Source organism: Micromonospora sp. NPDC049374 (genome assembly GCF_040677165.1).
Classification (GTDB): domain Bacteria; phylum Actinomycetota; class Actinomycetes; order Mycobacteriales; family Micromonosporaceae; genus Micromonospora.
This window is the reverse complement of record NZ_JBFAQH010000009.1, coordinates 176,887-200,804: the sequence shown is the minus strand read 5'-3', so window position 1 is coordinate 200,804 and position 23,918 is coordinate 176,887. Positions and strand designations below refer to the sequence as shown.

General features: G+C 72.2%; 18 protein-coding genes. 5 read left to right on the top strand and 13 right to left on the bottom strand.

All coding sequences use genetic code 11. The annotated features are described in order from the left end of the window. The 6 genes from AB0J93_RS17210 to AB0J93_RS17185 form a co-directional block, all read right to left on the bottom strand. Window positions 1-840, bottom strand: coding sequence for a DUF4097 family beta strand repeat-containing protein (locus tag AB0J93_RS17210; protein WP_363922845.1), 840 nt, complete (start codon window positions 838-840; stop codon window positions 1-3). A 75-nt stretch (window positions 841-915) separates the two neighbouring features. Beyond that, window positions 916-1,446, bottom strand: a complete 531-nt coding sequence (locus AB0J93_RS17205; RefSeq protein ID WP_363922843.1) for an Arc family DNA-binding protein — start codon at window positions 1,444-1,446, stop codon at window positions 916-918. A gap of 105 nt (window positions 1,447-1,551) precedes the next feature. Then, window positions 1,552-5,181 carry a hypothetical protein gene (locus AB0J93_RS17200; RefSeq protein ID WP_363922841.1) on the bottom strand — a complete coding sequence of 1,210 codons (3,630 nt, stop codon included), beginning with the start codon at window positions 5,179-5,181 and terminating at the stop codon, window positions 1,552-1,554. 48 nt (window positions 5,182-5,229) lie between these two features. Continuing rightward, complete coding sequence (gene cutA / locus AB0J93_RS17195; RefSeq protein ID WP_363922839.1) at window positions 5,230-5,550, bottom strand: divalent-cation tolerance protein CutA; 321 nt, start codon at window positions 5,548-5,550, stop codon at window positions 5,230-5,232. Between the two features lie 9 nt (window positions 5,551-5,559). Then, the gene (locus AB0J93_RS17190; RefSeq protein WP_363922837.1) at window positions 5,560-6,576 is read right to left on the bottom strand and encodes a 1-acyl-sn-glycerol-3-phosphate acyltransferase; all 1,017 of its coding nucleotides are present in this window, start codon (window positions 6,574-6,576) and stop codon (window positions 5,560-5,562) included. Further along, a complete protein-coding gene (locus AB0J93_RS17185) occupies window positions 6,576-7,406 on the bottom strand; it encodes a patatin-like phospholipase family protein (RefSeq protein ID WP_093405517.1) in 831 nt (276 codons plus the stop codon). The genes AB0J93_RS17190 and AB0J93_RS17185 overlap by 1 nt, the downstream gene beginning before the upstream one ends. Before the next feature lie 187 nt (window positions 7,407-7,593). Between AB0J93_RS17185 and AB0J93_RS17180 the strand changes: the two genes are divergently transcribed. Next, window positions 7,594-9,291 carry a protein kinase gene (locus tag AB0J93_RS17180; RefSeq protein ID WP_363922835.1) on the top strand — a complete coding sequence of 566 codons (1,698 nt, stop codon included), beginning with the start codon at window positions 7,594-7,596 and terminating at the stop codon, window positions 9,289-9,291. A gap of 12 nt (window positions 9,292-9,303) precedes the next feature. On the opposite strand, the gene AB0J93_RS17175 is transcribed toward AB0J93_RS17180, so the two are convergent. The 7 genes from AB0J93_RS17175 to AB0J93_RS17145 all read right to left on the bottom strand — a co-directional run bounded on the left by AB0J93_RS17175 (window position 9,304) and on the right by AB0J93_RS17145 (window position 17,126). After that, on the bottom strand, window positions 9,304-10,365 hold the full coding sequence (locus tag AB0J93_RS17175) for a glycosyltransferase family 4 protein (RefSeq protein WP_363922995.1): 1,062 nt from the start codon (window positions 10,363-10,365) through the stop codon (window positions 9,304-9,306). A 150-nt stretch (window positions 10,366-10,515) separates the two neighbouring features. Next, window positions 10,516-11,187, bottom strand: a complete 672-nt coding sequence (locus tag AB0J93_RS17170) for a BON domain-containing protein (protein ID WP_363922833.1) — start codon at window positions 11,185-11,187, stop codon at window positions 10,516-10,518. A 177-nt stretch (window positions 11,188-11,364) separates the two neighbouring features. After that, the gene (locus AB0J93_RS17165; protein WP_363922831.1) at window positions 11,365-12,936 is read right to left on the bottom strand and encodes a trypsin-like peptidase domain-containing protein; all 1,572 of its coding nucleotides are present in this window, start codon (window positions 12,934-12,936) and stop codon (window positions 11,365-11,367) included. A gap of 62 nt (window positions 12,937-12,998) precedes the next feature. Next, window positions 12,999-14,552 carry an ATP-binding protein gene (locus AB0J93_RS17160; RefSeq protein ID WP_363922829.1) on the bottom strand — a complete coding sequence of 518 codons (1,554 nt, stop codon included), beginning with the start codon at window positions 14,550-14,552 and terminating at the stop codon, window positions 12,999-13,001. Next, on the bottom strand, window positions 14,549-15,250 hold the full coding sequence (locus AB0J93_RS17155) for a response regulator transcription factor (RefSeq protein ID WP_099853003.1): 702 nt from the start codon (window positions 15,248-15,250) through the stop codon (window positions 14,549-14,551). The genes AB0J93_RS17160 and AB0J93_RS17155 overlap by 4 nt, the downstream gene beginning before the upstream one ends. Window positions 15,251-15,366: 116 nt before the next feature. After that, entirely contained in the window at window positions 15,367-16,365 is a 999-nt protein-coding gene (locus AB0J93_RS17150) for a lysophospholipid acyltransferase family protein (RefSeq protein ID WP_363922827.1), read from the bottom strand. After that, window positions 16,362-17,126, bottom strand: a complete 765-nt coding sequence (locus AB0J93_RS17145) for a GNAT family N-acyltransferase (protein ID WP_363922825.1) — start codon at window positions 17,124-17,126, stop codon at window positions 16,362-16,364. Before AB0J93_RS17145 ends, AB0J93_RS17150 begins: the two co-directional genes overlap by 4 nt. Window positions 17,127-17,296: 170 nt before the next feature. On the opposite strand from AB0J93_RS17145, the gene AB0J93_RS17140 reads away from it, so the two are divergent. The 4 genes from AB0J93_RS17140 to AB0J93_RS17125 all read left to right on the top strand — a co-directional run bounded on the left by AB0J93_RS17140 (window position 17,297) and on the right by AB0J93_RS17125 (window position 23,878). Beyond that, window positions 17,297-17,944, top strand: coding sequence for a hypothetical protein (locus AB0J93_RS17140; RefSeq protein WP_363922823.1), 648 nt, complete (start codon window positions 17,297-17,299; stop codon window positions 17,942-17,944). A 149-nt stretch (window positions 17,945-18,093) separates the two neighbouring features. Continuing rightward, window positions 18,094-19,029, top strand: coding sequence for an ATP-binding cassette domain-containing protein (locus tag AB0J93_RS17135; protein ID WP_363922821.1), 936 nt, complete (start codon window positions 18,094-18,096; stop codon window positions 19,027-19,029). Next, on the top strand, window positions 19,026-19,841 hold the full coding sequence (locus AB0J93_RS17130) for an ABC transporter permease (protein ID WP_363922818.1): 816 nt from the start codon (window positions 19,026-19,028) through the stop codon (window positions 19,839-19,841). Before AB0J93_RS17135 ends, AB0J93_RS17130 begins: the two co-directional genes overlap by 4 nt. Before the next feature lie 275 nt (window positions 19,842-20,116). Then, the gene (locus AB0J93_RS17125) at window positions 20,117-23,878 is read left to right on the top strand and encodes a multifunctional oxoglutarate decarboxylase/oxoglutarate dehydrogenase thiamine pyrophosphate-binding subunit/dihydrolipoyllysine-residue succinyltransferase subunit (protein WP_363922816.1); all 3,762 of its coding nucleotides are present in this window, start codon (window positions 20,117-20,119) and stop codon (window positions 23,876-23,878) included. Window positions 23,879-23,918: the final 40 nt, after the last annotated feature.

The window sequence follows — 23,918 nt, the reverse complement described above, 5'->3', positions numbered from 1 at the left end:
TCAGGAGCGGTGGATGGTGATGTCGCCGTAGGAGGTGCGCCCGCGCACCTCGACCGTCTCGTCGCCTTCTGCGGGCCGGCTGACGTCTTCCAGCAGGTTGCGTACCTGCCCGAAACCGGTGTTCACCTGGAGCCAGGCGGCGGTGCCCGCGGCGATGCCGATGTCCAGGTCGCCCGCGGCGGTGCCGAGGACGACCGAACCGCGAACCACTTCGCCGAGGCGAACGCTTCCGTTGGAGGTCTTCACGTCGACGCCGGCACCGGCCCGCTCGATGCCGATGGCACCGTTGGCGTTGCGTACCCGCACGTCGCCGGCGACCGCATCGATAGAGGTGTCGCCGTTGGAGTTCTTGACCTCCGCGGCGCCCCCGATCTGACCGATCTGGATCTTGCCGGAGCCGGTGGAGACCTCGGCGTCGCCGATGATGCCATCGGCGGTGACGTGCCCGAATCCGGTGTGCAGGCGCAGCGGGCCGGTTCGTTCGAGCCACACGCTGCCGGTGGTCTTGAGCCGGCACGCACCGAGCCGGCCGACGCAGCGGATGTCGCCCATCAGCAGATGAGCGTCCAGTTGGGAACCGCTGGGCAGTTCGATGGTCAGGTCGACCGACCTGGTTTTCCGGGAGAGGTCGAAAGCCCGCTTGGGCCCGGTGATCCGGAGGGTGCCGTCGGCGTGTTCGATGCGGATCTGGGCGGCGGCTTGCACGTCCGACTCGTCGACGACGTCGCTCGGCCGGACCTCGACGGCCGTGTCGGTCCGGTCGCTGGCGACGACGCGTACGTTGCCGACGCCGAGTTCGACCGTGACGGAAATCGGTTCGGGCGTCTGGTAGACAGGCATGGTTGTCCCCGCTTCCTGGGTAGATGGGTGGTCCCCGCAGGTCGGGGACGTGGCGTGGAAAGCCGAGCGGTGCGGTCAGCGCACCCAGCCGGTGAAGCCCTGCTTGGCCCGTTTCCCGCTGCCACGGGGCACGGGACGCTGGTCGCGGCCGGGCCGCTGCAGAGCGGCAGCCGCCGACCGAACCAGCCAGGCGTTGACCGAGCGTCCCTCCCTGGCGGCGGCCTCCTCGATTGCCGCCTTGAGCTGCTCGGGCATGCGTACGTTGATCCGTGCCGCGGGGCCGTCCTCACCGACCAGCAGATCGTTGTCCGACGCGCCGCTGACGGTCGCCGGGGCGTCCTCCGCGTCCCCGTTCGGCTCGGCGGGTGGCACGGTCACGACGAAGCTCGGATCCCGGCCACGCAGGCGTAGTTCCACCGAACCCGGTGCCAGGTCCCGGGTGATCTCGTCGGCGGCGGCCGACAGCGCGTCCAGCAGGGTCATCCGGATCGCCGACTCGAGCGAGCCGGTCAGGCGCTCGACCAGCGCGCGCGACTCCTCTCCGCCGGCTTCGGCGAGCGTGGCGAACTCGCGTCCGAGGTTGCTCACATACGACGTCAGGTCCATGGCATCATGGTGGCACACCCATGGCACACAGACAAGCCGTTATGGCTCATCCCGACGCCATGGGTGGCACCACATGGCATCAGGTGGTCAGAGCCGCTCGAAACCTCAGCTCATCCGGCCGACGGCGGATCGCAGCCGGAGCAGGTCCCGCCGGCGGCGCTCGTAGGTGGTCGCCAAGCCGATCAGCGCCAACCCGGCCGTGGCCAGAAAGGCCCACCGGGGCAGCAGGTCCCAACTACGCACCAGCTCGTACAGGGCCAGCAGGGTCAGCGTGCCCCCGCCGAGCAGCACCGGCGCCTGCCAGCGGCGGACCGCACCGAGCAGCGTCGCGCCGAGCGCGGCGGCACCGAGCAGCAGTCGCCGCCAAGGGTCAGGGTCGGTGCCGAACAGCACGACGGTCAGGCTGGGCAGCAGCACGGCGGCCAGTCCCGGGCCGAGCGCAAGCCAACTGTTCAGCCCTGGCCGGGTACGCAGCCCCACCGCACCAGCGCCCAGCGCCACCGCCGCCAGTGGCACCGTGTACGCCTCCAGCACCCCCACCCCGCCGGCTGCCAACAGCAGCCAGACGGCCAGCAGTTCGCTGCCTCCGCCGATGCCGGCGAAGACCCAACGCCGCTCGATCGACTCGTCCCGACGCAACAGCCGGACGCCCATCGCGACGCCCCACAGCACGCAGATCGTCGCGGCATGCCGGAGGGCACCCAGGGTGAGCAGCAGCGCGAGCAGCGCCACCGCCTGTGCGGCGGCATCCAGCACCCGTCCCACCAGCGCTTCCGGCAGACTCGACCGGCTCGACGGCAGCGTCGCGGCGAGCGCGAGGCTGACCATGGCGACGCCGAGCACCGCGAACGCCGCCACGCGTGGCGGCTGCCCGCCTGCCAGCGGGGCGGTCAATGCGAACCCGGCCGCCGCCACCACCGCGACCAGCCAGCCGAGAACGCGTACCGCGAGGTGACGCCCGCCCACTCCGACAACCGTCGCCGTCGCCACCAACAGGCCCAAACCGCCCAGAGTGCCGGCCCGAGTTGCCTGGAGATTGAGCAACCCGGCCACCGCCAGCACCAGACCGACCGGCACGGCCACCCCGACGAACGGTCCGCCCGGGTGCCGCAGCGCAACGGCCAGCAACAGAACCACACCACCCAGCAGGGCCACGGCCGGCACCACCGGCCAGGGCGCGGCGGCGGCGACCAGCAGCACCGGGCCGGCGGCGGCCACGAAGGGCAGCACCACCCCGGCGACCCGCCAGCCACCGACACCGGTGCTGCCGACGCGGGTCGGATCGGCACCGGTAGCACCACCAACGGGGTCGGTAGCGGCGCCGCCCCCGGCAGCCGAAGGTCCCGCCGGGGCGGTGTGGGTGGCCGGCCAGGCGAACAGGGCCGCCGCCAACGACAGCAGCACCAGCGCCAGGCCGACCGGTAGCGCGTCCGGTGACGGACGGGTCGCCGGAGCGCCAGACCACGCGGCGGGTGGTGGCCCGTACGGCGTCAGCAGGGCGGTCACCACGACCGGCACGGCCGCCAGCACCACCACCGCGGCCAGGCCCAGCCCGGCCACCGGCAGCAGCCCCACCGGACGGGCCCGGAATCCGGCGACCGCGACCAGGGCCGCCGCCACCGCCGCGTACACCGCCACCCGCTCCGCGCCCGGTACGACCAGGGGCGACAGTCCGGTCAGGACCCCCACCACGGCGAGCCCGGTCGAGGCGTACCCGGTCAGCTCGGGCCAGGATCGACGCAGTGCGAGCAGCGCCACCGCCGGCAGCGCGACGGCGGCCAGCGCGGCCCGGGCCTGCCACCACGGCGGGGCACCGGCGCCGATCAACGCGATCGCCGCCCCCGCCGGCACCACGAGCACCGCGGCCGCCAGGCCACCACCCGCCACGGCCCGCCGCACCGGGTCGCCGCGTCGGCCGGCGACCGCCACGCCGAGACCGACGGTCAGGATCACGGCGCAGGCGGCACCGGCACCGATCGGGTCGGCCAATCCGACCAGCAGCCCGTGCCCGAGCAACGCCGCACCGGCCGACGCCGAGGTCAGCACCGTCACCGTGGACAGTGCCGGGCGGACCATCGCCGCGACCAGCAACACCGCTCCCACCGCGAGGTCGATCGCGACCACCGCCGGCCACGGCGCGGCCCAGGCCACCGGCACGGCGAGGGCGGTCGCGGCGAGACCGGTCGCCAGCATCGCCGGCCGCACCGCCCGGGGCAGCATCAACGCCACCGCCACGGAGGTCAGCGCCACCGTCACCGGCAGTTGCCAACCCCAGGCGAACACCGGGCCCGCCGTGGCCCCCCGCCACGGCGGCAACGACCGGCCCACGGCGGCACCGGCCAGCAGCAGCCCCGCCAGCGCCGTCAGCAGCCCCCCGCCACCGGCGACCAGCAAGGCCCCCGCGCGCGGACCGGCCCGCCAGCCGGGCGGGAGCAGCCGTACCGCACCGGCCAGTCCGGCCGCGACCAGCCCCGCCACCAGCAGCCACACCGAGGCGCGCAGTTCCACCACCGGGCGAATGATCGCACCGGCCAGCACCGGCACCAGCGCACCGGCTGCCAGCGCCCGTACCGGCCCGCCACCGGTAAGCAACGCCGCACCGAACGCGGTAAGCGCCACCAGCAGCATCGGCCCGCCGGCCAGCAGCGGTACGCCGGCAGCCCGACCGACCAGCAGGGGCACCAGTGCGCAGCCCACGGCGAGCACCAGCCAACCGGCGAACCACGCCCAGGTCAGGATCGCTCCGGCCAGCCGTACCGCCGGTGTCGTCGCGGCCCCCTCGTCCGCGACGACACCGGCGCGCCGCCGCAGCGCGACCACCACCGCCAGGTCGACAAGCGCCACCCCGACGAAGACCACCGCCCAGCCAGCCGGTTCCGGACGGGCCCCGGCGGCGAGCAACGGCAGCACCGGCTGGACGACCAGCAGCGCGGCGAACCACGGCACGGCCAGTCGGCTGAGTCGCGCGTAACCGACAGCCACCGCCGTGCTGATCGCCGCGACCAGGGCGGCGTACCGGCTGCCCGGCCAGGCGGTCACCCCGAACAGGTCGACCGACCAGGCGGCGTACCCGTCGAGCAGCACCAGCAGCAGTCCGACGGCGGCGAAGGTCTCGGCGGTGCCGCGCAGCCCCCGCCAGCGCGCGACCAGCGGCACGGCCAGCAGCAGCGCGGTGAACGCCAGCAGGATCGCCGCCCGACCGGCCACCCCGACCGACGCCCAGGCCACTGCGGTGAAGACCGTCGCCGCCGTACCGAGCAGCAGTCCACCAAGGACGAAGAGCAGACCCTGCACGGTCCGCGTCGACGCTTCCGCACCACCCGGGCGAACCGGGGCGGAAGCGGGCCGGCCGCCGAAGGCCGGCACGGGACCTGCCGGCACCGGAGCGGCCGGCACCGGAGCGGCCGGCACCGGGGCGGCCGGCACCGGGGCGGGTCCCGGGTGCCCGCCGACGGCCGATGCAGCGCTGCGGCCCGGCGCTGCGGCGGGCACCGGGAACTCGGTCCGGACCGCGGCGGCCAGTTCGCCCCTCCGTCGCCGCACCGCGTCCAGCCGCCCGACCAGTCCCTCGTACGCCTGACGAGCCCGCTGCACCTCACCGCCCAGCACGGCGATCTCCCGGTCGAGCCGGATCACCTCAGCGGCGGCCGGATGCGGCGGTCGGCCGCAGCCGGTGCAGCCGGAGTTCAGATTCGCCGAGCTTCCGCAGGCCGGGCAGGGGTAGGCGTTGTCCACGCCGTCATCCTCGACGGCCGAGCCCCGCCGGCGCCAGAGTGCGCGTACTCAGGTGCGGGTGTGCTCGAAGACCCAGGCGGCATACTCCGGATGGCCGCAGTCCACCCGCGTCACCAGGATTTCCGGCACCTCGTAGGGATGGCTGGCCCGCAGCTGCTCGACCAACGCGTCGACCCGGTCGGGCGCGGTCTTGAACTGCACCGACCACTCGGTGCTGGTTTCCACCCCCGACCGCCACCAGTACGTGCTGTCCACCTGGCCGCCCACCTGCGCGCAGGCCGCCAACCGCCCGGCCACCGCCGCGGCGGCCAGCAGATCGGCGACCGACCGCGCGTCGACCACCGTCGTCACCACGCTGATCTGCTCCACCTGCGCACCCTACGTCGCGTCGTCGCGGTTGGTCGCGATCCACTCGTCTATCCGACTCCACCATTCGTAGAGCCAGTCGATGCGCTCCTGCCGACCAGTCGGTACCTCCTCCGGCGGCACCGACCAGAACCGCATCACCAGTCGCTTGTCCATCGGCAGTTCCCGCCACACGTCGGTGACGGTGAGCATCCGGTCCAGACCGGTGTGGGCCACGAAGATCACTCCGGCGTCGGGTGCCGCCTCCAGTGCCGCCAGCAGCCCACCCGGTTGTGGGGCGAGCACGTGTCGCATCGCCTCCGCCTTCAGCGCCATCCGCTCGTGGCCCCGGTCCCGCAGCCGCGCGATGGCCCGCAGCCGGCGTTTCGGGGTGAAGTTGCTGCCCTCGGGGAAGATCACGAAAGCGTCGTCCTCGTCCAACCCGGTGGCCAGATGCCCGACCTGCTCGGTCAGCGAGCCCCGGCCGTCGTGCCCCGGCGCGATGAACCGGCTCGGCAGCCGGTTGAGCAGCACGTCGATCGCGGGATCCCACTGGAGGGTGTCCTTGAGGACGATCCGTGGCTCGCGCCGGAACCAGTTCACCAACGCGTGGATCAGGATGAACGAGTCCCCCGGACCGGCGTGCCGGCACAGCACCAGTTCCGGCCGGCCCGGCAGCGCGGTGTCCGGGTCGGTACCGACCACGTCGATGCGCAGCCGTAGCATCCACCGGGCCTGCCAGAAGAACACCCGCAGGAACCAGCCGGCCAGCACGTAGTGCGCCCGCTGGAAGGCCGGTGCGCGCACCCGCCAGCCGAACCCGGAGCCGATCCAGAGCCCGAAGAGGCTGAGCAGCGCCGCCGCGTCCCAGACCAGGTAGAAGCAGCCGAGCCAGAGCAGCCGCAGCGGACGCAGGTGCCCGGGGACGAACGGGGACACGGCGAGCGCGAGCAGGGCCCACAGCGGCACCGTGGTCACCAGCAGGATCGCCAGCAACACCACGCCGGGTGCCAGCAGCAGTCGGCGCAGCCAACGCGGCGGTAACGGCATCAGCGTTCCAGGTTGGCCAGGTAGTGCCGGGAGGCCGAGTAGGCCCGGCTGATCCGCCGGCCCACCGCCGCCATGTCCCGATACGCCCACGGAGTGTCGTCACGCGGCTCCAGCCCGCCGGTCGGCAGCACGTGCACCTCCACCCCGTCGGGTAGGGCGGCCATCTCCCGGGCGAACCGGTGTCGGCGGGCGATCTCGAACGCGACCTGAGCGATCTCCCAGGGCCGCCGGGGCGGTGCCAGTGCCCGCTCGATCCGCCCCACCTGGAGTACGAAGATCCGGCCGGCGCCGGCGGCGACCGCCTCGCCGATCGGGATGGAGTTGACGATCCCGCCGTCCACGTAGTGCTGGTCACCGATGCGGGCCGGCGGCAGCAGTCCCGGCACCGAGGCGGAGGCGAGGACGGCCGGCACCACCGGCCCGCTGACGAACCAGTGCTCGGCGGCCCGCTCGATGTTCGCCGCGCAGCAGCGGAACGGAATCTTCAGATCCGCGAAGGTGGTCTGGGCACCGAGTTCGTTCTCCAACAGCTTGCGCAACGGCCGGGGCGAGTGCAGATGGGTACGGGCGGCGAAGCGCCGCAACTGCCGGGCGACCGAGTCGCCGTACACCTCGCTGGCCTCCGGGGAAGCCCAGAGCCGTACCAGCCGGTCGGTCACCGCCTCGGACGGGTCGGCAGCCACCAGGGCGCCGTTGACCGCTCCGATGGAGGTGCCGAGCACCAGGTCGGGCCGGATCCCGGCCCGGAACAGGGCGCGCAACATGCCCACCTCGACCGCGCCCAGGACGCCCCCGCCACCGAGCACGAAAGCCACCGGTCCCCGCGCCATGCCGTTCATCCTGGCACGGCCGGCTCCGACGGTCCCGTCCCGGACGCCCCTGCGGCGTGGAACACCGCCGCGCCACGACGCCCACCGGTCAGGTCGGCCCGGCCCGGGTCACATCGAGGCCCGTTGACAGAGGGGCAACATTCGCGCAACCTGATACCGCTCCCACCTATGAGGGCAGGTGCGATCCGTGAAGCCAGCGCTGCAGCCCGGCCGGTTGCTGGCCACCAGATACCGGCTGATCGACCAGATCGGCTCCGGCGGCATGTCGGTGATCTGGCGGGCCCACGACGAGGTACTCGACCGGGTGGTCGCACTGAAGGTGCTCGCCCCGTCACTGGCCGCCGACGCCAGGTTCCGCGACATGGTCCGCGAGGAGGCCCGAGCCGCAGCACAGCTGGTCCATCCGAACGTCACGTCGGTGCACGACTACGGCGAGACGGTGTCGCCGGACGGCGCCATCACCTCGTTCGTGGTGATGGAACTGCTCGCCGGTGAGGAGCTGGAGTTCCGGCTCACCGAGGGGCCACTGCCGTGGCCGCAGGCGGTGGAGATCGGCGCCCAGGTCGCCGACGCGCTGGCCGCCGCCCACCGGCTCGGCATCGTGCACCGGGACATCACCACGGCCAACGTGATGATGACGCAGGTCGGCGCGAAGGTGCTCGACTTCGGTATCGCCACCCGGATCGGCGCCCCCGACGACGATGAGGACGGTGCCACCTTCGGCACCCCCGCGTACGTGGCGCCGGAACGGCTCGACGGTGCTCCGGCCCAACCGGCGACCGACGTCTACTCGCTCGGGGTGCTGCTGCACGAGACCCTGACCGGACGGGTCCCTTATCCGGCGGACACCTGGGACGAGCTCAGCGTCGCGCTCGCCGAGCGCCCACCCCCGTCGCTGGCCGGGGTGCCGGGGCTGCCAGCGACGGTGGCCGAGATCTGCCTGCGTTGCCTGTCGCGGGATCCCGCCGACCGCCCCACGGCCCGGCAGGTGGCCACCGTGCTGCGTGACCAGATGCTGCCCGCCGATCCGCAGGCCAACACAATGCTCGCGCCCACCGTCACGCTGCCCGCGATGGGACGGACCAACGCCGCCCCGGTCCCCGCCTGGGTTCCACCGACCGTCGGTCCCACCGCATTCCAGCCCGCCCTCACCGGCGTTGTCTCCGGCACGGTGGCGGGCACCTCGGTCGGCACCGACGGTGCCGCCGACAACGCCGCCGGACATCCGGATGGGCGCGACGCGCAGACCGGTACCGGGGTGGTCGACGATGACGGCTCCGCACCAGTCTCCGGGGCCGACCCGGGGCGGGGACGGCGGCTGCCGCGCCCGGCACCCGTCGCCGGTGACGACGCCGGGCAGGGACGGCGGCTGCGACGCCCGCTGCTCGTCACGGCGGCCGTGGTCACGCTGATCGCTGCGGCGCTGGCGGTGCCGGCACTACTACCGGACGACGACGCCGGACCGCCCGCCGTGCTACCCACGACCGGGCCGACCGCGACGTCCGAGCCGGCCCCGCCGGACGACAGCGCCAGCGTGCCGCCGACCCCCGCACCGTCGAGCACCTCGTCGACGCCGGCGGCGACAACGGGCGCACCGAACCCGCCACCGGGTGGCGACAGCCTCGTCGAGGCCGCGAACCGCCTGGACGAGGTGATCGACGCCGGCCTCGCCGACGGTGGCATCCGCGACGACGTCGGCATCGACCTGCGTAACGAGTTGCGCAACCTCACCCGGGCGGTGGCCGGCGGCGAGGGCGAGTTGGGGCCCGGCGTCGCCCGGCTCCGGGAGAAGGTCTCCATCCGGCTGCGTGAGGACGGGTTGAGCGCGGCGTACGCCCAGCAGCTGGACGCGGCGATCACCGCGCTCGGTGCCGCACAGGTCTGAGAGCGGGACCGGTCAGGCCGGGGTGACCCGCGCCGGCTCGCGTACCGCGGCACGCGGGGTCGCGGCGGCGAGGAAGCGGCGGTACACCTCCTCGTAGCCGACGGCCATCCGTTCCGTGGAGAAGGTCCGGGCCACATGTGCCACGCAGTCCTCCGGGTCGAGGTCGGCGGCCTGGCGCAGCGCCGCCGGCAACTCGTCCGGCCGCTGACAGATCAGCCCGCTCACCCCGGGACGGACCAGTTCCGGCACCGCTCCCCGGTTCAGCGCCACCACGGGCGTCCCGGTCGCCATCGCCTCCAACATCACGATGCCGAACGGCTCCTCCCACTGGATCGGCATGACCAGGCAGCGCGCCTCGACCAGCAGCGGCAGCACGGCCTTCCGGTCGGCGTCGAGCACCACCGTGACGTCCGGCCCGAGCATCGGGCGGATCACCTCGTCGTAGTAGCGCCGCTCGGCGGGCTCGTTGCACTTGCCGGCCAGCACCAGTGGCAGACCCGCCGCCCGGCAGGCGCGAATGGCCAGTTCCGGACCCTTGTCTGGGCTGAACCGGGCAAGCCACAACACCGGCCCCTGACTGGGGACGTCCTTGCGCGGAAAGTCGTCCAGGCTCATCGCGTTGTGCACGGTGCCGACCCAGGGCAGGTGCGGGTTCAATCCCCGCTGGGCGTGTGAGATGGCCACCAGGCCCACTCCCCGGTCGGTGTCGCTGAGCACCGTGCCGTACTCGCCCACCGGGTTGCCGTGCACGGTCGCCACCGTGGGCACCTCCCGCCGGCCGGCCACCAGCGGACCGATCGTGCTGTGGTCGTGCACGATGTCGAAGTCGGCCGCACTGAGCAGATGGTTGACCCGGGCCAGGTGAGCCAGTTCGGGCAGCGCCTCACCGAGACGGTCGAACTGCAACTCGTCGAGGGTGGCGAGGAAGTCGGCGGCGGTGCCGTGCGCCGCACCGGCCCCCATCAGTGTCACCGCGTGCCCCCGGGCGATCAGGGCGTCGACCAGGCCGGCGACCACCTGTTCCAGTCCGCCGTAGCCCGGCGGCGGTACCGAGAGCCACGGCGGCACGACCATGGCGATCCGCAGCCGCTGCTCACGCGCTAGGTTGTCGGCCACGTACCCTCCCCGTCGCTGTCCGCAGGCGTCGGCCCGGATCGGCTGCCGTGCTGAGATCGAGCGTCTTCCCGGTCCCGGCAGGGACAAACCGGGCCCCAAGTTGCCGATTCAGCCACCTACCAGCAGTTGGTCCCGTACCATGCACACGCCCTCGGCCGACCACGCGATCCGTTCCGCCTGATCCCGCTCCCACCAGGACCGCACCACCCCGCTCAGGGTCACCGTGTCGTCGCGCACCTGGACGGTCACCCGTTCCGTGCCGATCCCCCGCATCAAGGCCCGTTGCACGTCACTGCGGATCCGGTCGCTGTCGGGCGGGGCCGCGGGCCGCACCTCGACCAGATTGGTGACACCGCGTACGCCCCGCAGCCGGCGCAGCTCCCGCTCGGCGATGCGCCGCTGCCAACCGAACTCCACCGCACCGCGCAGCATCAGCCAACCGTCGGCGGCGGTGAGATCCAGCCGTTCGGCCGGTACGAAACTGTTCCACTCCAGCGCTCGGCTGGCCGCGATCGCCAGGTCGCCGTCGGTGATGTCGACCGGACCGGTGGGGCGTACCTCGATGTCGTCGGCGACCGCCCGCACCCCGCGTACCCGTTGGGCCCCGCGCACCGCCGCCCACCTGCGGGCGGCGCTGTCCACGCCGCCGGTGAGCGAAACCACCCCGTCGCGCACACTCACCCCGATGTCGGTCGAGCGCACCTGCGCCTCCCAGGCGAGTTCGTCGAGCACGTCGCGCTGGATCCGGTCATCGCTGTGGGCCACCGTCGCCGTGGTCATGGCACCCCCGTCCGCCTCCAGAGTCTTCTCCCCGAGGCTGCCGGCCCGTGGGGTGAACCCGGTTCACCCGGTCGGGGTGAACCGGGCCCGGAGCGGAGGAAGGGCGGCGGGTGCCGCGGCCAACCCCCTTGGCCACGCCACCCGCCGCCCCGGAGGGAGGAAGCAGGTCCTGTCTCGTTAGGACGCTTCGGCGAGCGTCACGGTTGCCGTCGCCTCGGCTCCATTTCGCTGGTACGTCACCTCGACCTGGTCACCGACCTTGCCGGCCTGGACGGCGGCCACCAGATCGTTGGAGTCGTTGATGGCCTTGTCCCCGAACCGGGTGATCACGTCACCCTGTTGCAGCCCCGCCCGCTCGGCCGCGCTGCCCGGGTTCACCGCGCCGATCAGCGCGCCACCGTCGGGCGCCGCGTTCACGCTCACCCCGAGCGACGGATGGCTGATCTTCTCGCCCCGCTGGAGCTTCTCCGCGACGTCCTTGGCCTTGTTGCTCGGGATGGCGAAGCCCACGCCGATGTTGCCGGTGTTGCCCTGTCCCGCGGTGGCGATCGCGGTGTTGATGCCGATCACCTCGCCCCGGGTGTTGACAAGTGCGCCACCCGAGTTGCCCGGGTTGATCGGCGCGTCGGTCTGCAGCAGCCCCGAGATCGAGCTGACCCCCTGACCCGGGAGCTGCTGGCCCCCACCGGCCTGGATGGTGCGGTCCCGGGCGCTGAGGATCCCCGCGGTGACCGAGCCCTGTAGGCCGAGCGGACTGCCCAGTGCGAGCACCTGGTCACCGACCTGCATGGCGTCGCTGTCGCCGAGAGTGGCCGGTTGGAGATCGGTCAACCCGTTCGCCTTCAGCACCGCGAGGTCGGTCTTCGGGTCGGTACCGACGACCTCGGCCTGGGTGCTGGTGCCGTCCGCGAAGAAGACCCGGACCGTGTCGCCGCCCCCGGCGATCACGTGGTTGTTGGTCAACACGTAGCCGTCGGCGCTGAGCACCACACCGGAGCCCTCACCACTACCGGTGCTGATGGACACGACGCTGTCCTGCACCGACGCGGCGATGCGCGGCAGGTCGGCGCCGTCGATCACGGGTGCGGCGTTGTAGGTGCGGGTGACCCCGCCACCGTCGCTAAGCGCGAGGGTGAGTGCGCCACCGGCGACGCCGCTGCCAAGCATCAGCGCGAACACCGCCACGCCGGCTCCGGCCAGCTTGGCGATCTTGCCAGCGCGGGGCCCGCTCGGCGGAGTGGGTGCCCACGGGGCCGGCTGCCCCGGGTAGCCGCCCGGCGTTCCCGCGGCCTGCCCCGGGTAGCCGCCCGGCGTTCCCGCGGCCTGCCCCGGATACCCGGACTGGGCGGCGCCGGGCCCGGTCGGCTGGGCGCCGCTCCAGGCGGGCTGGCCGGGATACCACGGGTTTGCGGGGTAGCGGGCGCCCGGCTGGTGCGGATGCTGGTACGGATGTTGGTGCTGGTGACCGCCGGTCGGCGCCCAGGTGGGCTGACCGGAAACCGGCTGTGCCGCCGGGGTCGAGCCGGCGGCGTCGGCCGGGACCGGCCGGCTCGGCGCGACGTCCGGGCCGGCCGAGGACGGGTCGACGGCCCGGACCGGTACGGTCGGCGCCTCGACCGTCGGGTCGGCGTCGGGACGGGCGGGGGACGGGGAGTCGGACCGCGCGTACTCGGCGCGGGACAGCTCGGGATGCGACGGCTCGGCGTCGGTAGGGGCCGGCCGGCGCGGGTCGGACTCGTACTCGGTCATGCCCCTACCTTCTCCCATCGCTCTGCGTCCCGCCTTGGGCTGAACTGAGGATTGGCTGAAAATCACTCGTCATCGATGTCGGTGGCCGGTGCGAGCGGCAGCCGTACCCGGAAGGTGGCACCGCCACCCGGCGTCCCGGTCACCTCGACCGCACCCTGGTGCACGGTCACCAGCGCGGCCACGATGGCCAGGCCGAGACCGGTGCCGGTGTTGCCGTCGGTCCGGCGGGTACGCGAGGCGTCCACCCGATAGAAGCGCTCGAAGACCCGCTCCGCCTGCTCGGCGGTGAGGCCCGGCCCGGTGTCGGCCACCTCGATCACCGCGAGGTTGCCGGGCTCGGCGCGCAGCCGCAACGTCACCGCCGCACCGGGCGGGGTGTGCCGCAGCGCGTTGGTCATCAGGTTGCCGATCACCTGCCGCAGCCGGGCGTCGTCGCCGCGTACCACCAGGGGCCCGGAGCCGGGCTCGATCTCCAGCTCGATCCGCCGGTCCGGCGCCATCGCGCGGGCAGCCGCCACCGCGTCCGCGGCCAGCACCGGCAGCTCCACCGGGGCGAGCGAGAGCGGTCGTTCGCGGTCCAGCCGGGCCAGCAGCAGCAGGTCCTCCACCAGCAGGCCCATCCGGGCCGCCTCGTCCTCGATGCGGCGCAGCAGGTCGGAGGTCTGCTCCGGGGCGCGGGCCGCACCCTGGCGGTACAGCTCGGCGAAGCCCCGAATGGTGGTCAGCGGGGTACGCAGCTCGTGTGAGGCGTCCGCCACGAACTGGCGCATCCGTTCCTCGGAGCGGCGGGCCCGGGCCTCGGAGGCGCGGGCACCCTCGGCGGCCTCCCGGGCGGCCACCTCGGCGGCCCGGGCCGCGGACTCGGACGCCGCCCGGGCGGTGAAGGCCATCTCGATCTGACTGAGCATCGCGTTCAGGGCCCGAGAGAGCCGCCCCAACTCGGAGGTCGGGCAGGGCTGGCCGTCTTCGGGGTCGGGCACCCGTCGGCTGAGGTCCCCGCCGGCGATGGCGGCGGCGGTACGTTCGATCTCCACCAGCGGCTTGAGGCTGGTGCGGACGATCGCCGCCCCGATCGAGGCGAGCAGCACCAGCACCGCCCCACCGACCAGCAGGTCGATCCAGATGAGCCGCTTGACCGCCTGATCCACGTCGGTCAGGTGCTGCGCGATCGCCGTCCACTGACCGTTGGGCAGCTCGGTGTACAGCACTCGCCAGCGCATGTCGCTGGCCCGCGCCCGGGCGGGGAACGGTTTACCGGCCGCCTGTTCGAAGCCGGCGGCGTTCTCCGGCCAGGGCGGTAGGTCGTTGACGTCGAACCGCTTGGTGTCGAAGTAGACCCAGGAGACCGCACCGGACCGGCTGTCGGTGAAGACCACCAGGTAGTCGGTGGGCAGGTCGGTACCGAACCGCTCGGCGCCGGCCACCGCTTCGAGGTTGTCGGCCGCGGTCGTCAGTTCCGCGTCCACCTGGTCGACCAGGTAGCTACGGAGAAAGATCGTGGTCAGCGAGGCGATCACCAGCAGCGCGGCGGCGACCAGGGTCAGCACGGCCGCGACCAGCTTGACCCGCAGCGGTACCGCGCGGAGCCGGAGCTTGCCCTGCTGTAGGGCGTTCACGCCGCCGGCTTGCGCAGGACGTACCCGACCCCGCGCAGGGTGTGGATCAGCCGGGGATCGGTCGTGTCGACCTTGCGGCGCAGGTACGAGATGTACGACTCGACGATGTTGTCGTCGCCCCGGAAGTCGTAGTTCCACACGTGGTCGAGGATCTGCGCCTTGGACAGCACCCGGTTGGCGTTGAGCATCAGGTAGCGCAGTAGTTTGAACTCGGTCGGCGAGAGCTGCACCCGCTGACCGGCCCGGTAGACCTCGTGGGTCTCCTCGTCCAGCTCCAGGTCGGCGAAGGTGAGCCGGGCGGGTGCCTGCTCGCCGGTGCTGGTGCGGCGCAGCACCGCCCGGATCCGGGCGGTCAGCTCCTCCAGGCTGAACGGCTTGGTCACGTAATCGTCGCCGCCCAGGGTGAGCCCGCGGATCTTGTCGTCGGTGGCGTCGCGGGCGGTGAGGAAGACCACCGGCGTACGCGTGCCGCCCTCGCGCATCATCCGGATCACCTCGAACCCGTCGAGGTCCGGCAGCATCACGTCGAGCACCACGAGGTCGGGGCGATGGTCCCGGGCCGCGCTCAGCGCGGCGCTGCCGCTGGTGGCGGTGGCCACGTCGAATCCCGCGAAGCGCAGGCTCGCGGAGAGCAGCTCGAGGATGTTGGGATCGTCCTCGACGACGAGCAGTCGCGCCTCGGTCTGGGTAGCGGCCATGCCGCCATCATCCGCGCAGACGCTGCGCCTCCGCTGGGCGGATCCTGGAAAAACCCTGTGAGCGGCGGGTGTCGCTGCTCCAGCGACCGGGCCACCGCGTCACCCGGCATCGACGGTCAGGCGGCCAGGGGCAACTCCCGCGCCGGCTCCCCGGCCAGCGAGCCCTCCGCCACCCCGGCGGCGGACGTGTCGACCGGCGACCGGCTCGGTACCGGTAGCAGTGTCGCTCCCGGCTGCGCCGGCACGCGCACCGACTGCCCGGGCACCGCTGCCACCGACGTCGGCTGCGCGGTCGGCGTCGACGGTACGAGGTGCACCGCCGATTCGGCGACCCGGGCCAGCGCCCGCCGATCGGCGGATCGTCCCGGGTGCAGCGGCGCGGCGATCTCGACGCGTACCGTCAGCCTCCGGACCGCGAGCACCCGCCGCACCGACCGCAGCAGGGTCTCGTCGCCGACGAAGGCCGGTGCCGTGGTGGTCTCGCCGGTCACCCCGCAGCGGTAACCGATTCGCAGTGGTACGACGGGAGCACCGGCGTCGATCGCGGCCTGGAACATCGCCGGCCGGAAACCGGTCGACGGACGGCAGGTGGCTGCCGCACCGCACCAGGTGGTGCCCTCCGGGAACACCGCGACCGAGCGGCCCGACTGCAACGCCGAGGCGACCCGGCCCACCGTCGCGGGCAGCGCACGAGGACGGGCGCGGTCCACGAAGACGGTGCCGCCCGCGCGGGCGAGCAGGCCGATCAGTGGCCACCGCCGGACCTCCTGCTTGGCCACCAGCCGGGCCGGCGCCACCGCGAGCAGCGCCAGGACGTCCCACCAGGAGACGTGGTTGGCGACCAGCAGGGCCCGCCGCCGAGGCAACCGCCCGCGCACTTCGAGGCGTACGCCGCAGGCGCGGGCCGTGGACCGGGCCCAACCGCGCAGCGCGGCCTGACGTTCCCGGGTCGGCAGCGCCGGGAGCAGGGCCGCCAGCCCGACGCCGAGCCCGAGCATGCCGAGCAGGCCGGCGGCGCGACCCAGTTGCCGAACCGCCGAGACGGCAGGAGCATCACCGGGACCGGGCAGGCAGTCCGGACCGCAGCCGGAACTGGGCCGCCACAGCGGGTTCACGGCTGCCCACCGAGGAAGTGCCGCAGGTAACGCGGGTTGATCCGATCCATGGAGAGCAGCACGTAGAAGTCGGCCACCCCGAAGTCCGGGTCGTACGCCGGCTCCCCGCAGACCTGGGCGCCGAGCCGCAGGTAGCCGCGCAGCAGCGGCGGGACCAGCCGGGCCGATCCGGCGACGGTCTCGGTCGGCACGCCCGGTTCGGCGAACCAGGGTCGCAGCGGCCGGACCCGCAGCGGCGGCGGTGACAGGTGCTTCGCCCGCGCCTGGGCCCAGACCTCGGCGGCGGCAAGGCCACCGTCGGTCACCGGCACGGAGGCGCACCCGCCGAGCCAACGCAGCCCGCGCAGGTGCAGGTAGCGGGCGATGCCCGCCCACATCAGGTTGATCACCGCTCCGCTGCGGTGCGCGGGGTGCACGCACGAGCGGCCGGCCTCGACAAGCTGGGTAACCAACGGGTCGAGCGCGGTCAGGTCGAACTCGCCCTCGGCGTAGCGGCGGTTGGTGCGCCCCGGCGGCAGCAGCCGGTACGTACCGACCACCTCGCCGGTGCTCTCCTGGCGCACCACCAGGTGGTCGCAGTACGGGTCGAAGATGTCGCGGTCGAGGCCCGCCGCGTCGGTGGACACGGTGGCGCCCAACTCGCCGGCGAACACCTGATGACGCAGGCGTTGCGCGGCCTCGACCTGGCTGGGGTTGTCGGCGATCGAGAGGGTGTAGCCGCTGGTCGTCAGTGCGACGTCCACGGCTGGCAGAACGGCCATGCCCTCTGTGTAGCGCCCGGTCGGTTGCCAGCCATGGTGACCAGCGGTGTCGATCCGGTGAACGCCGGTCGGCGACCGGTGGCCGACCCGCCACTGCGGCCGTCAGCGGGGGCGTGCGAGGCTGCCGGTGTCCCGGCGACGAAGCCGGGCAGCGGGGCGGAGGGGGCTTGATGATCATCGAGAGACGCTTCAACGGGCCGCCCGGCTCGGGCAACGGCGGTTGGAGCGCCGGGGTCTTCGCCGCCGCGTACGGCGGGGACGGTCCGGTCGAGGTCACCCTGCGCCGACCGCCGCCGCTGGACACCCCGCTGACGCTCGTCGACGCGCAGGTGCGCGACCCGGCCGGCGAGGTGATCGCACAGTTGCGCCCGGCGGGCGATCTCGGCGAGGCCGTCCCGCCGGTGGACCTGGCGACCGCCCGGGCCGCCTCCGCGGCGTACCCGGGGCTGGTGGAGCACCCGTTCCCCGGCTGCTACGTCTGTGGCCCGGAGCGCGCCGACGGCCTGCGGATCTTTCCGGGTCGGCTGCCGGACGGCCGGACGGCCGCGCCGGTGCGGGCGCCCCGCCAGGTCGAGGACGCCACAATCTGGGCGGCCCTGGACTGCCCCGGCGGCTGGGCGGTGATCGGTGCCGGCCGCCCGTACGTGCTCGGCCGGATCACGGCCCGGATCGAGACGCTGCCCCGTCCGGGCGACGATTGCGTGGTGACCGGTGCGTTGATCGGCACCGAGGGCCGCAAGGCGTTCGTGCACACCAGCCTCTACACCCCGGACGGCCGCCCACTCGGCCACGCCCGGGCGACCTGGATCGCCGTGTAGACACGGCGGTCGATCGGCTCGTACCTGGGGATGAGACGGCTCATGCCTGAGGCGGACCACGATTTCCCGAACGAGCCCGATTGAATTGCTTGACCATTAACGTCACGCTGTGCAACGGCGCACCCCGGCGCCGACACGGGAGGAGAACGATGACCGACGGGCAACCAAGCCCCACCAACGACGCACAGATCGTGGTTTCCGGTCTGACCAAGCGATACCGCAACGTGCTCGCGGTCAACAACCTGTCGTTCACGGTCGAACCGGGTCGGGTCACCGGCTTCCTCGGCCCGAACGGTGCGGGTAAGACCACCACCCTGCGCATGCTGCTGAACCTGGTCACCCCGACCGCCGGAGGGGCGACCATCGGTGGTCACCGGTATCCGGATCTGGCCGACCCGCTGCGGCACGTCGGCGCGGTCCTGGAGGCGTCCAGCGCGCACAAGGGCCGTACCGGCATCAACCACCTGCGGGTGATCTGCGCGGCGGCCGGGCTGCCGAAGGAGCGGGCCGACCAGGCGTTGGACCTGGTCGGGCTGACCCCTGCGGCCAAGCGCAAGTTCAAGGGTTACTCGCTGGGCATGAAGCAGCGGCTCGGCATCGCCGCGGCGATGCTCGGCGACCCGCGGGTGCTGATCCTCGACGAGCCGGCCAACGGTCTGGACCCGGAGGGCATCCGGTGGATGCGCGGGTTCCTCAAGGGCCTGGCCGCCGAGGGCCGCACCGTGCTCGTCTCCAGCCACCTGCTCTCGGAGATGCAGTTGCTGGCCGACGACGTGGTGATCATCGCGGCCGGGCAGTTGGTCCGGCAGGGCCCCGTGGAACAGGTGATCGGGTCGATGGCGCAGGGCGTCCGGGTCCGGGTCCGCACCCCGCAGGCCGACGCGCTGACCGCCGCGCTGAAGGACGGGCCGGCCACGGTGGAGAACGACGGGCAGGGTGCCCTCCTGATCGGCGGGGTCGACGCTCCGACGGTGGGCCGGGCGGCCCTGGCCGCCGGGGTGGAACTGCACGAACTGACCACTGAACGACCCGATCTGGAACGCGTGTTCCTGGAACTGACGGCCGGAAAGGCGGGCATCCGATGAGCAACCTTGTCCGCTCCGAACTGCTCAAGATCCGTACGACCAGCACCTGGTGGTGGCTGGCCATCGGGGCGTTCCTGTCGATCGCCCTGGCCTTCGCCTTCAACGCGTGGCTCGCCAGCGAGACCCTCAGTGGCGGTGGCGAGGAGTTCGGCTACACCGGCGACGCCGCCTCCGCGCCCGCCCAGGCCGCGAACCTCTACACCTCGGGGCAGTACCTGGGCCTGATGTTCGTGATGCTCATCGGCATCCTCATGGTCACCAACGAGTTCTTCCACCAGACCGCGACCACGACGTTCCTGGCCACCCCGCGACGCACCTCGGTGATCGCCAGCAAGCTCGTCGCGGCCAGCCTGCTCGGCTTCGCGTTCTGGCTGGTGACCACGCTTATCGACCTCGCCGCCGGTGCGACGTTCCTGTCGCTGAACGACTACGGCACGCAGCTCGGCGAGTGGGAGGTCCAGCGGGCCCTGCTGCTCAACCTGATGGCGTACGCGATCTGGACCGTGCTCGGCGTGGGCATCGGCACGCTGATCACCAACCAGTTGGGCGCGGTGATCACCGCCTCGGTGCTCTACCTGATCGGTACCCAGGTGGTGGGCCTGCTCTTCCTGCTGCTGGCCAACGTGCTGGACAACATGGCCGTGATCAAGTGGCAGGTGGTCTGGCCGGCCGCCGCCTCCCAGGTCATGATCACGCCAGGCGAGAACGAGATGCTGCCCGCCTGGTGGGTCGGTGCGCTCGTGCTGGTGGGCTACGCCGTGGTCAGCGGCGTCGCCGGAATCCTCATCACCCGGCGCCGCGACATCTCCTGACACCCGGGCGGCCCGACTCGGGTCGCCTCCGCCCCGACGGGCCCGGGTACACCGGTGGACAGCCGGCGTACCGGGCCCGTCGGCCATAGCAGCGATCAAGGGAATACGCAGCGCTAACCGAACTTCTGGCATCTTCTGTGAATCCGACCACGCGACGGAGGCGGAAATGCCCCGGGGTTCGCTACGGCGTAGCCTGGAACCGTCCTGTGCGTCCGTCCCGGCGCATCGAGCACCGCGTGACACACAAACCCGCGTGAAAGAGGCGATTACCGGCCGTGTCGACCCAGCAGACTTCGCAGGAGAACCCACTGGCGGGTTTCGGCCCGAACGAGTGGATCGTCGAGGAGATGTACCAGCGCTACCTCGCCGATCCCAGCAGCGTCGACCCGGCCTGGCACGACTTCTTCGCCGACTACCGGCCCGGCCAGAGCACAGCGGGCACCGGTGACGGCCGGCCGGCCACCACCGCCGCGGCCAAGGACGCCACCCCGGCCAGGACCGAGGCGGCCCCGAAGAGCGAACCGGCGGCCAAGGCCGAGCCGGCGGGCAAGGGGGAACGCCGCACCACGACGGCGACGTCGAAGCCGGCGCCCGCCGCGTCGAAGCCGACCACCGCGAAGCCGGCCGCCACCAAGGCGGAGCCGACGAAGAGCCAGCCGACCCGGACCGCGCCCACCGCCAACGGGCCACAGACCACGCCGCTGCGCGGAGTGGCTGCCAAGATCGTCCAGAACATGGACGCGTCGCTGGCCGTACCGACCGCCACCAGCGTCCGAGCCGTACCGGCAAAGCTCCTGGTCGACAACCGCATCGTGATCAACAACCACCTCGCCCGGGGGCGCGGCGGCAAGGTCAGCTTCACCCACCTGATCGGCTACGCCCTGGTGCGGGCACTGGTCGCGCACCCCGAGATGAACAACTCCTTCGCCGAGGTCGACGGCAAGCCGGTGATGGTCCGCCCCGAGCACGTCAACCTGGGCATCGCCATCGACCTCACCAAGCCGGACGGCAGCCGTAATCTGGTGGTCCCCTCCATCAAGGGCTGCGAGCAGATGGACTTCCGGCAGTTCTGGCAGGCGTACGAGGACGTCGTCCGGCGTGCCCGCCGCAACGAGCTGACCATGGAGGACTACTCCGGCACCACGATCTCGCTCACCAACCCCGGCGGAATCGGCACTGTGCACTCCATGCCGCGGCTGATGCAGGGCCAGAGCGCGATCATCGGGGTCGGCGCCATGGAGTACCCGGCGCCGTACCAGGGCATGAGCGAGGCCACCCTGGCCGAGCTGGCGGTCAGCAAGGTCATCACGCTGACCAGCACGTACGACCACCGGATCATCCAGGGCGCGCAGTCCGGCGAGTTCCTCAAGGTCATGCACGAGCTGATGCTCGGCGAGCACGGCTTCTACGACCAGGTGTTCACCTCGCTGCGCATCCCCTACGAGCCGGTGCGCTGGATGCGCGACGTCGCGGTCGACAGCGAAGGCCAGATCAACAAGACGGCCCGGGTGCACGAGCTGATCCACGCGTACCGGGTGCGCGGCCACCTGATGGCCGACACCGACCCGCTCGAGTTCAAGATCCGCAAGCACCCGGACCTGGACGTCCTCCAGCATGGGCTGACCCTCTGGGACCTGGACCGCACCTTCCCGGTGAACGGTTTCGCCGGCAAGCAGCGGATGAAGCTGCGCTCGATCCTGGGCGTGCTGCGCGACTCGTACTGCCGGCGGGTCGGCATCGAGTACATGCACATCCAGGATCCGGAGGAGCGCCGCTGGATCCAGGAACGGGTCGAGCGCAAGTACGAGAAGCCGCCGGCCGGCGAGCAGAAGCACGTGCTCAACCGGCTCAACGCCGCCGAGGCGTTCGAGACCTTCCTACAGACCAAGTACGTCGGCCAGAAGCGCTTCTCGCTGGAGGGTGGCGAGTCGCTGATCCCGCTGCTCGGCGAGGTGCTGGAGTCCGCCGCCGAGAGCGGACTGGACGAGGTGGTCATCGGAATGGCCCACCGGGGCCGGCTCAACGTGCTGGCCAACATCGTCGGCAAGCCGTACGAGAAGATCTTCTCCGAGTTCGAGGGGCACCTGGACCCACGCTCCACCCAGGGCTCCGGCGACGTGAAGTACCACCTCGGCCAGAACGGCAAGTTCACCACCCCCGACGGCGACCACGCCGTGAAGGTTTCGGTGGTGGCGAACCCGTCCCACCTGGAGGCCGTCGACCCGGTGCTGGAGGGCATCGTGCGGGCCAAGCAGGACCGCATCGACCTCAAGTTGGAGGGCTACACCGTGCTGCCGCTGGCGGTGCACGGTGACGCGGCCTTCGCTGGTCAGGGCGTGGTGGCCGAGACGCTCAACCTCTCCCAGCTGCGCGGTTACCGCACCGGCGGGACCGTGCACGTGGTGGTCAACAACCAGGTCGGTTTCACCACCGCCCCGGAGTACAGCCGCTCCAGCCTCTACAGCACCGACGTGGCCCGGATGGTCGAGGCGCCGATCTTCCACGTCAACGGCGACGACCCGGAGGCCGTGGTCCGGGTCGCCCGGCTCGCCTTCGAGTACCGCCAGGCGTTCAACAAGGACGTCGTCATCGACCTGGTCTGCTACCGGCGGCGCGGGCACAACGAGGGCGACGACCCCTCGATGTCCAACCCCCAGATGTACCGGATCATCGACTCGAAGCGCTCGGTCCGCAAGCTCTACACCGAGGAGCTGATCGGGCGGGGTGACATCACCGTGGAAGACGCCGAGGAGTTGCTGCGCGACTACCAGGCACAGTTGGAGCGGGTCTTCAAGGCCACCCGCGACGCGGCCAGCACGCCACGCCAGCTGAGCCGCCCGCCCCGGCAGGACGAGCCCGAGCCGCAGGTGGAGACCGCGACCGAGGCGTCGGTCATAAAGGCCATCGGTGAGGCGCACGTCAACCTGCCCGAGGGCTTCACCCCGCACAAGCGGATCCAGCAACTGCTCGACCGGCGGGCCCGGATGGCCGTCGAGGGCAACGTCGACTGGGGCTTCGGCGAGATCATCGCCTTCGGCGCGCTGCTGCACGACGGGATCACCGTCCGGCTCGCCGGGCAGGACTCACGTCGGGGCACCTTCGTGCAGCGGCACGCCTCCGTCGTCGACGCCAAGACCGGCGACGACTACCTGCCGTTGCAGACGCTGACCGGCGACGGCGAACGCTCCCGGTTCTTCGTGCACGATTCGCTGCTGTCCGAGTACGCGGCGATGGGCTTCGAGTACGGCTACTCCGTGGAGAACCTCGACGCCCTGGTCTGCTGGGAGGCGCAGTTCGGCGACTTCGTCAACGGGGCCCAGACGGTGATCGACGAGTTCATCTCCTCCGGCGAGGTGAAGTGGGGCCAGCGCTCCGCGGTCACCCTGCTGCTGCCGCACGGCCACGAGGGTCAGGGACCGGACCACACCTCCGGTCGCCCGGAGCGCTTCCTCCAGCTCTGCGCCGAGGACAACATGCGGGTGGCGAACCCGACCACCCCGGCGAACTACTTCCACCTGCTGCGCCGCCAGGCCCTCTCGCCCAAGCGCAAGCCGCTTGTGGTCTTCACGCCGAAGTCGCTGCTGCGGCACAAGCTCTGCGTCTCCTCGATCGAGGACTTCACCACCGGCACCTTCTCCCCGGTGCTGGCCGACCCGGCGGCCGGTAACCCCGAGCGGGTCAAGCGGGTGCTGCTCTGCTCGGGCAAGGTCTACTACGACCTGTTCCAGGCCCGGCAGGAGCGCGGCATCACCAACACGGCGATCATCCGGCTGGAGCAGCTCTACCCGATGCCGGTGGAGGAGATCCGGGCCGCGCTCGCGCAGTTCCCGAACGCGGAGGACTTCGCCTGGGTGCAGGAGGAGCCGGCCAACCAGGGCTCCTGGTCGTTCGTCGCGCTCAACCTGCTGGAGCACCTCGACGGTGTCCGGCTGCGCCGCATCTCCCGTCCGGCCGCCGCGGCTCCGGCCGTCGGGTCGGCGAAGATGCACGAGGTCGAGCAGAACGCGCTGATCGAGGCGGCACTTCCCCGCCCCTGACGAGAACTGACCCGGTCCCGTCCCACCCAATGGTGGGGCG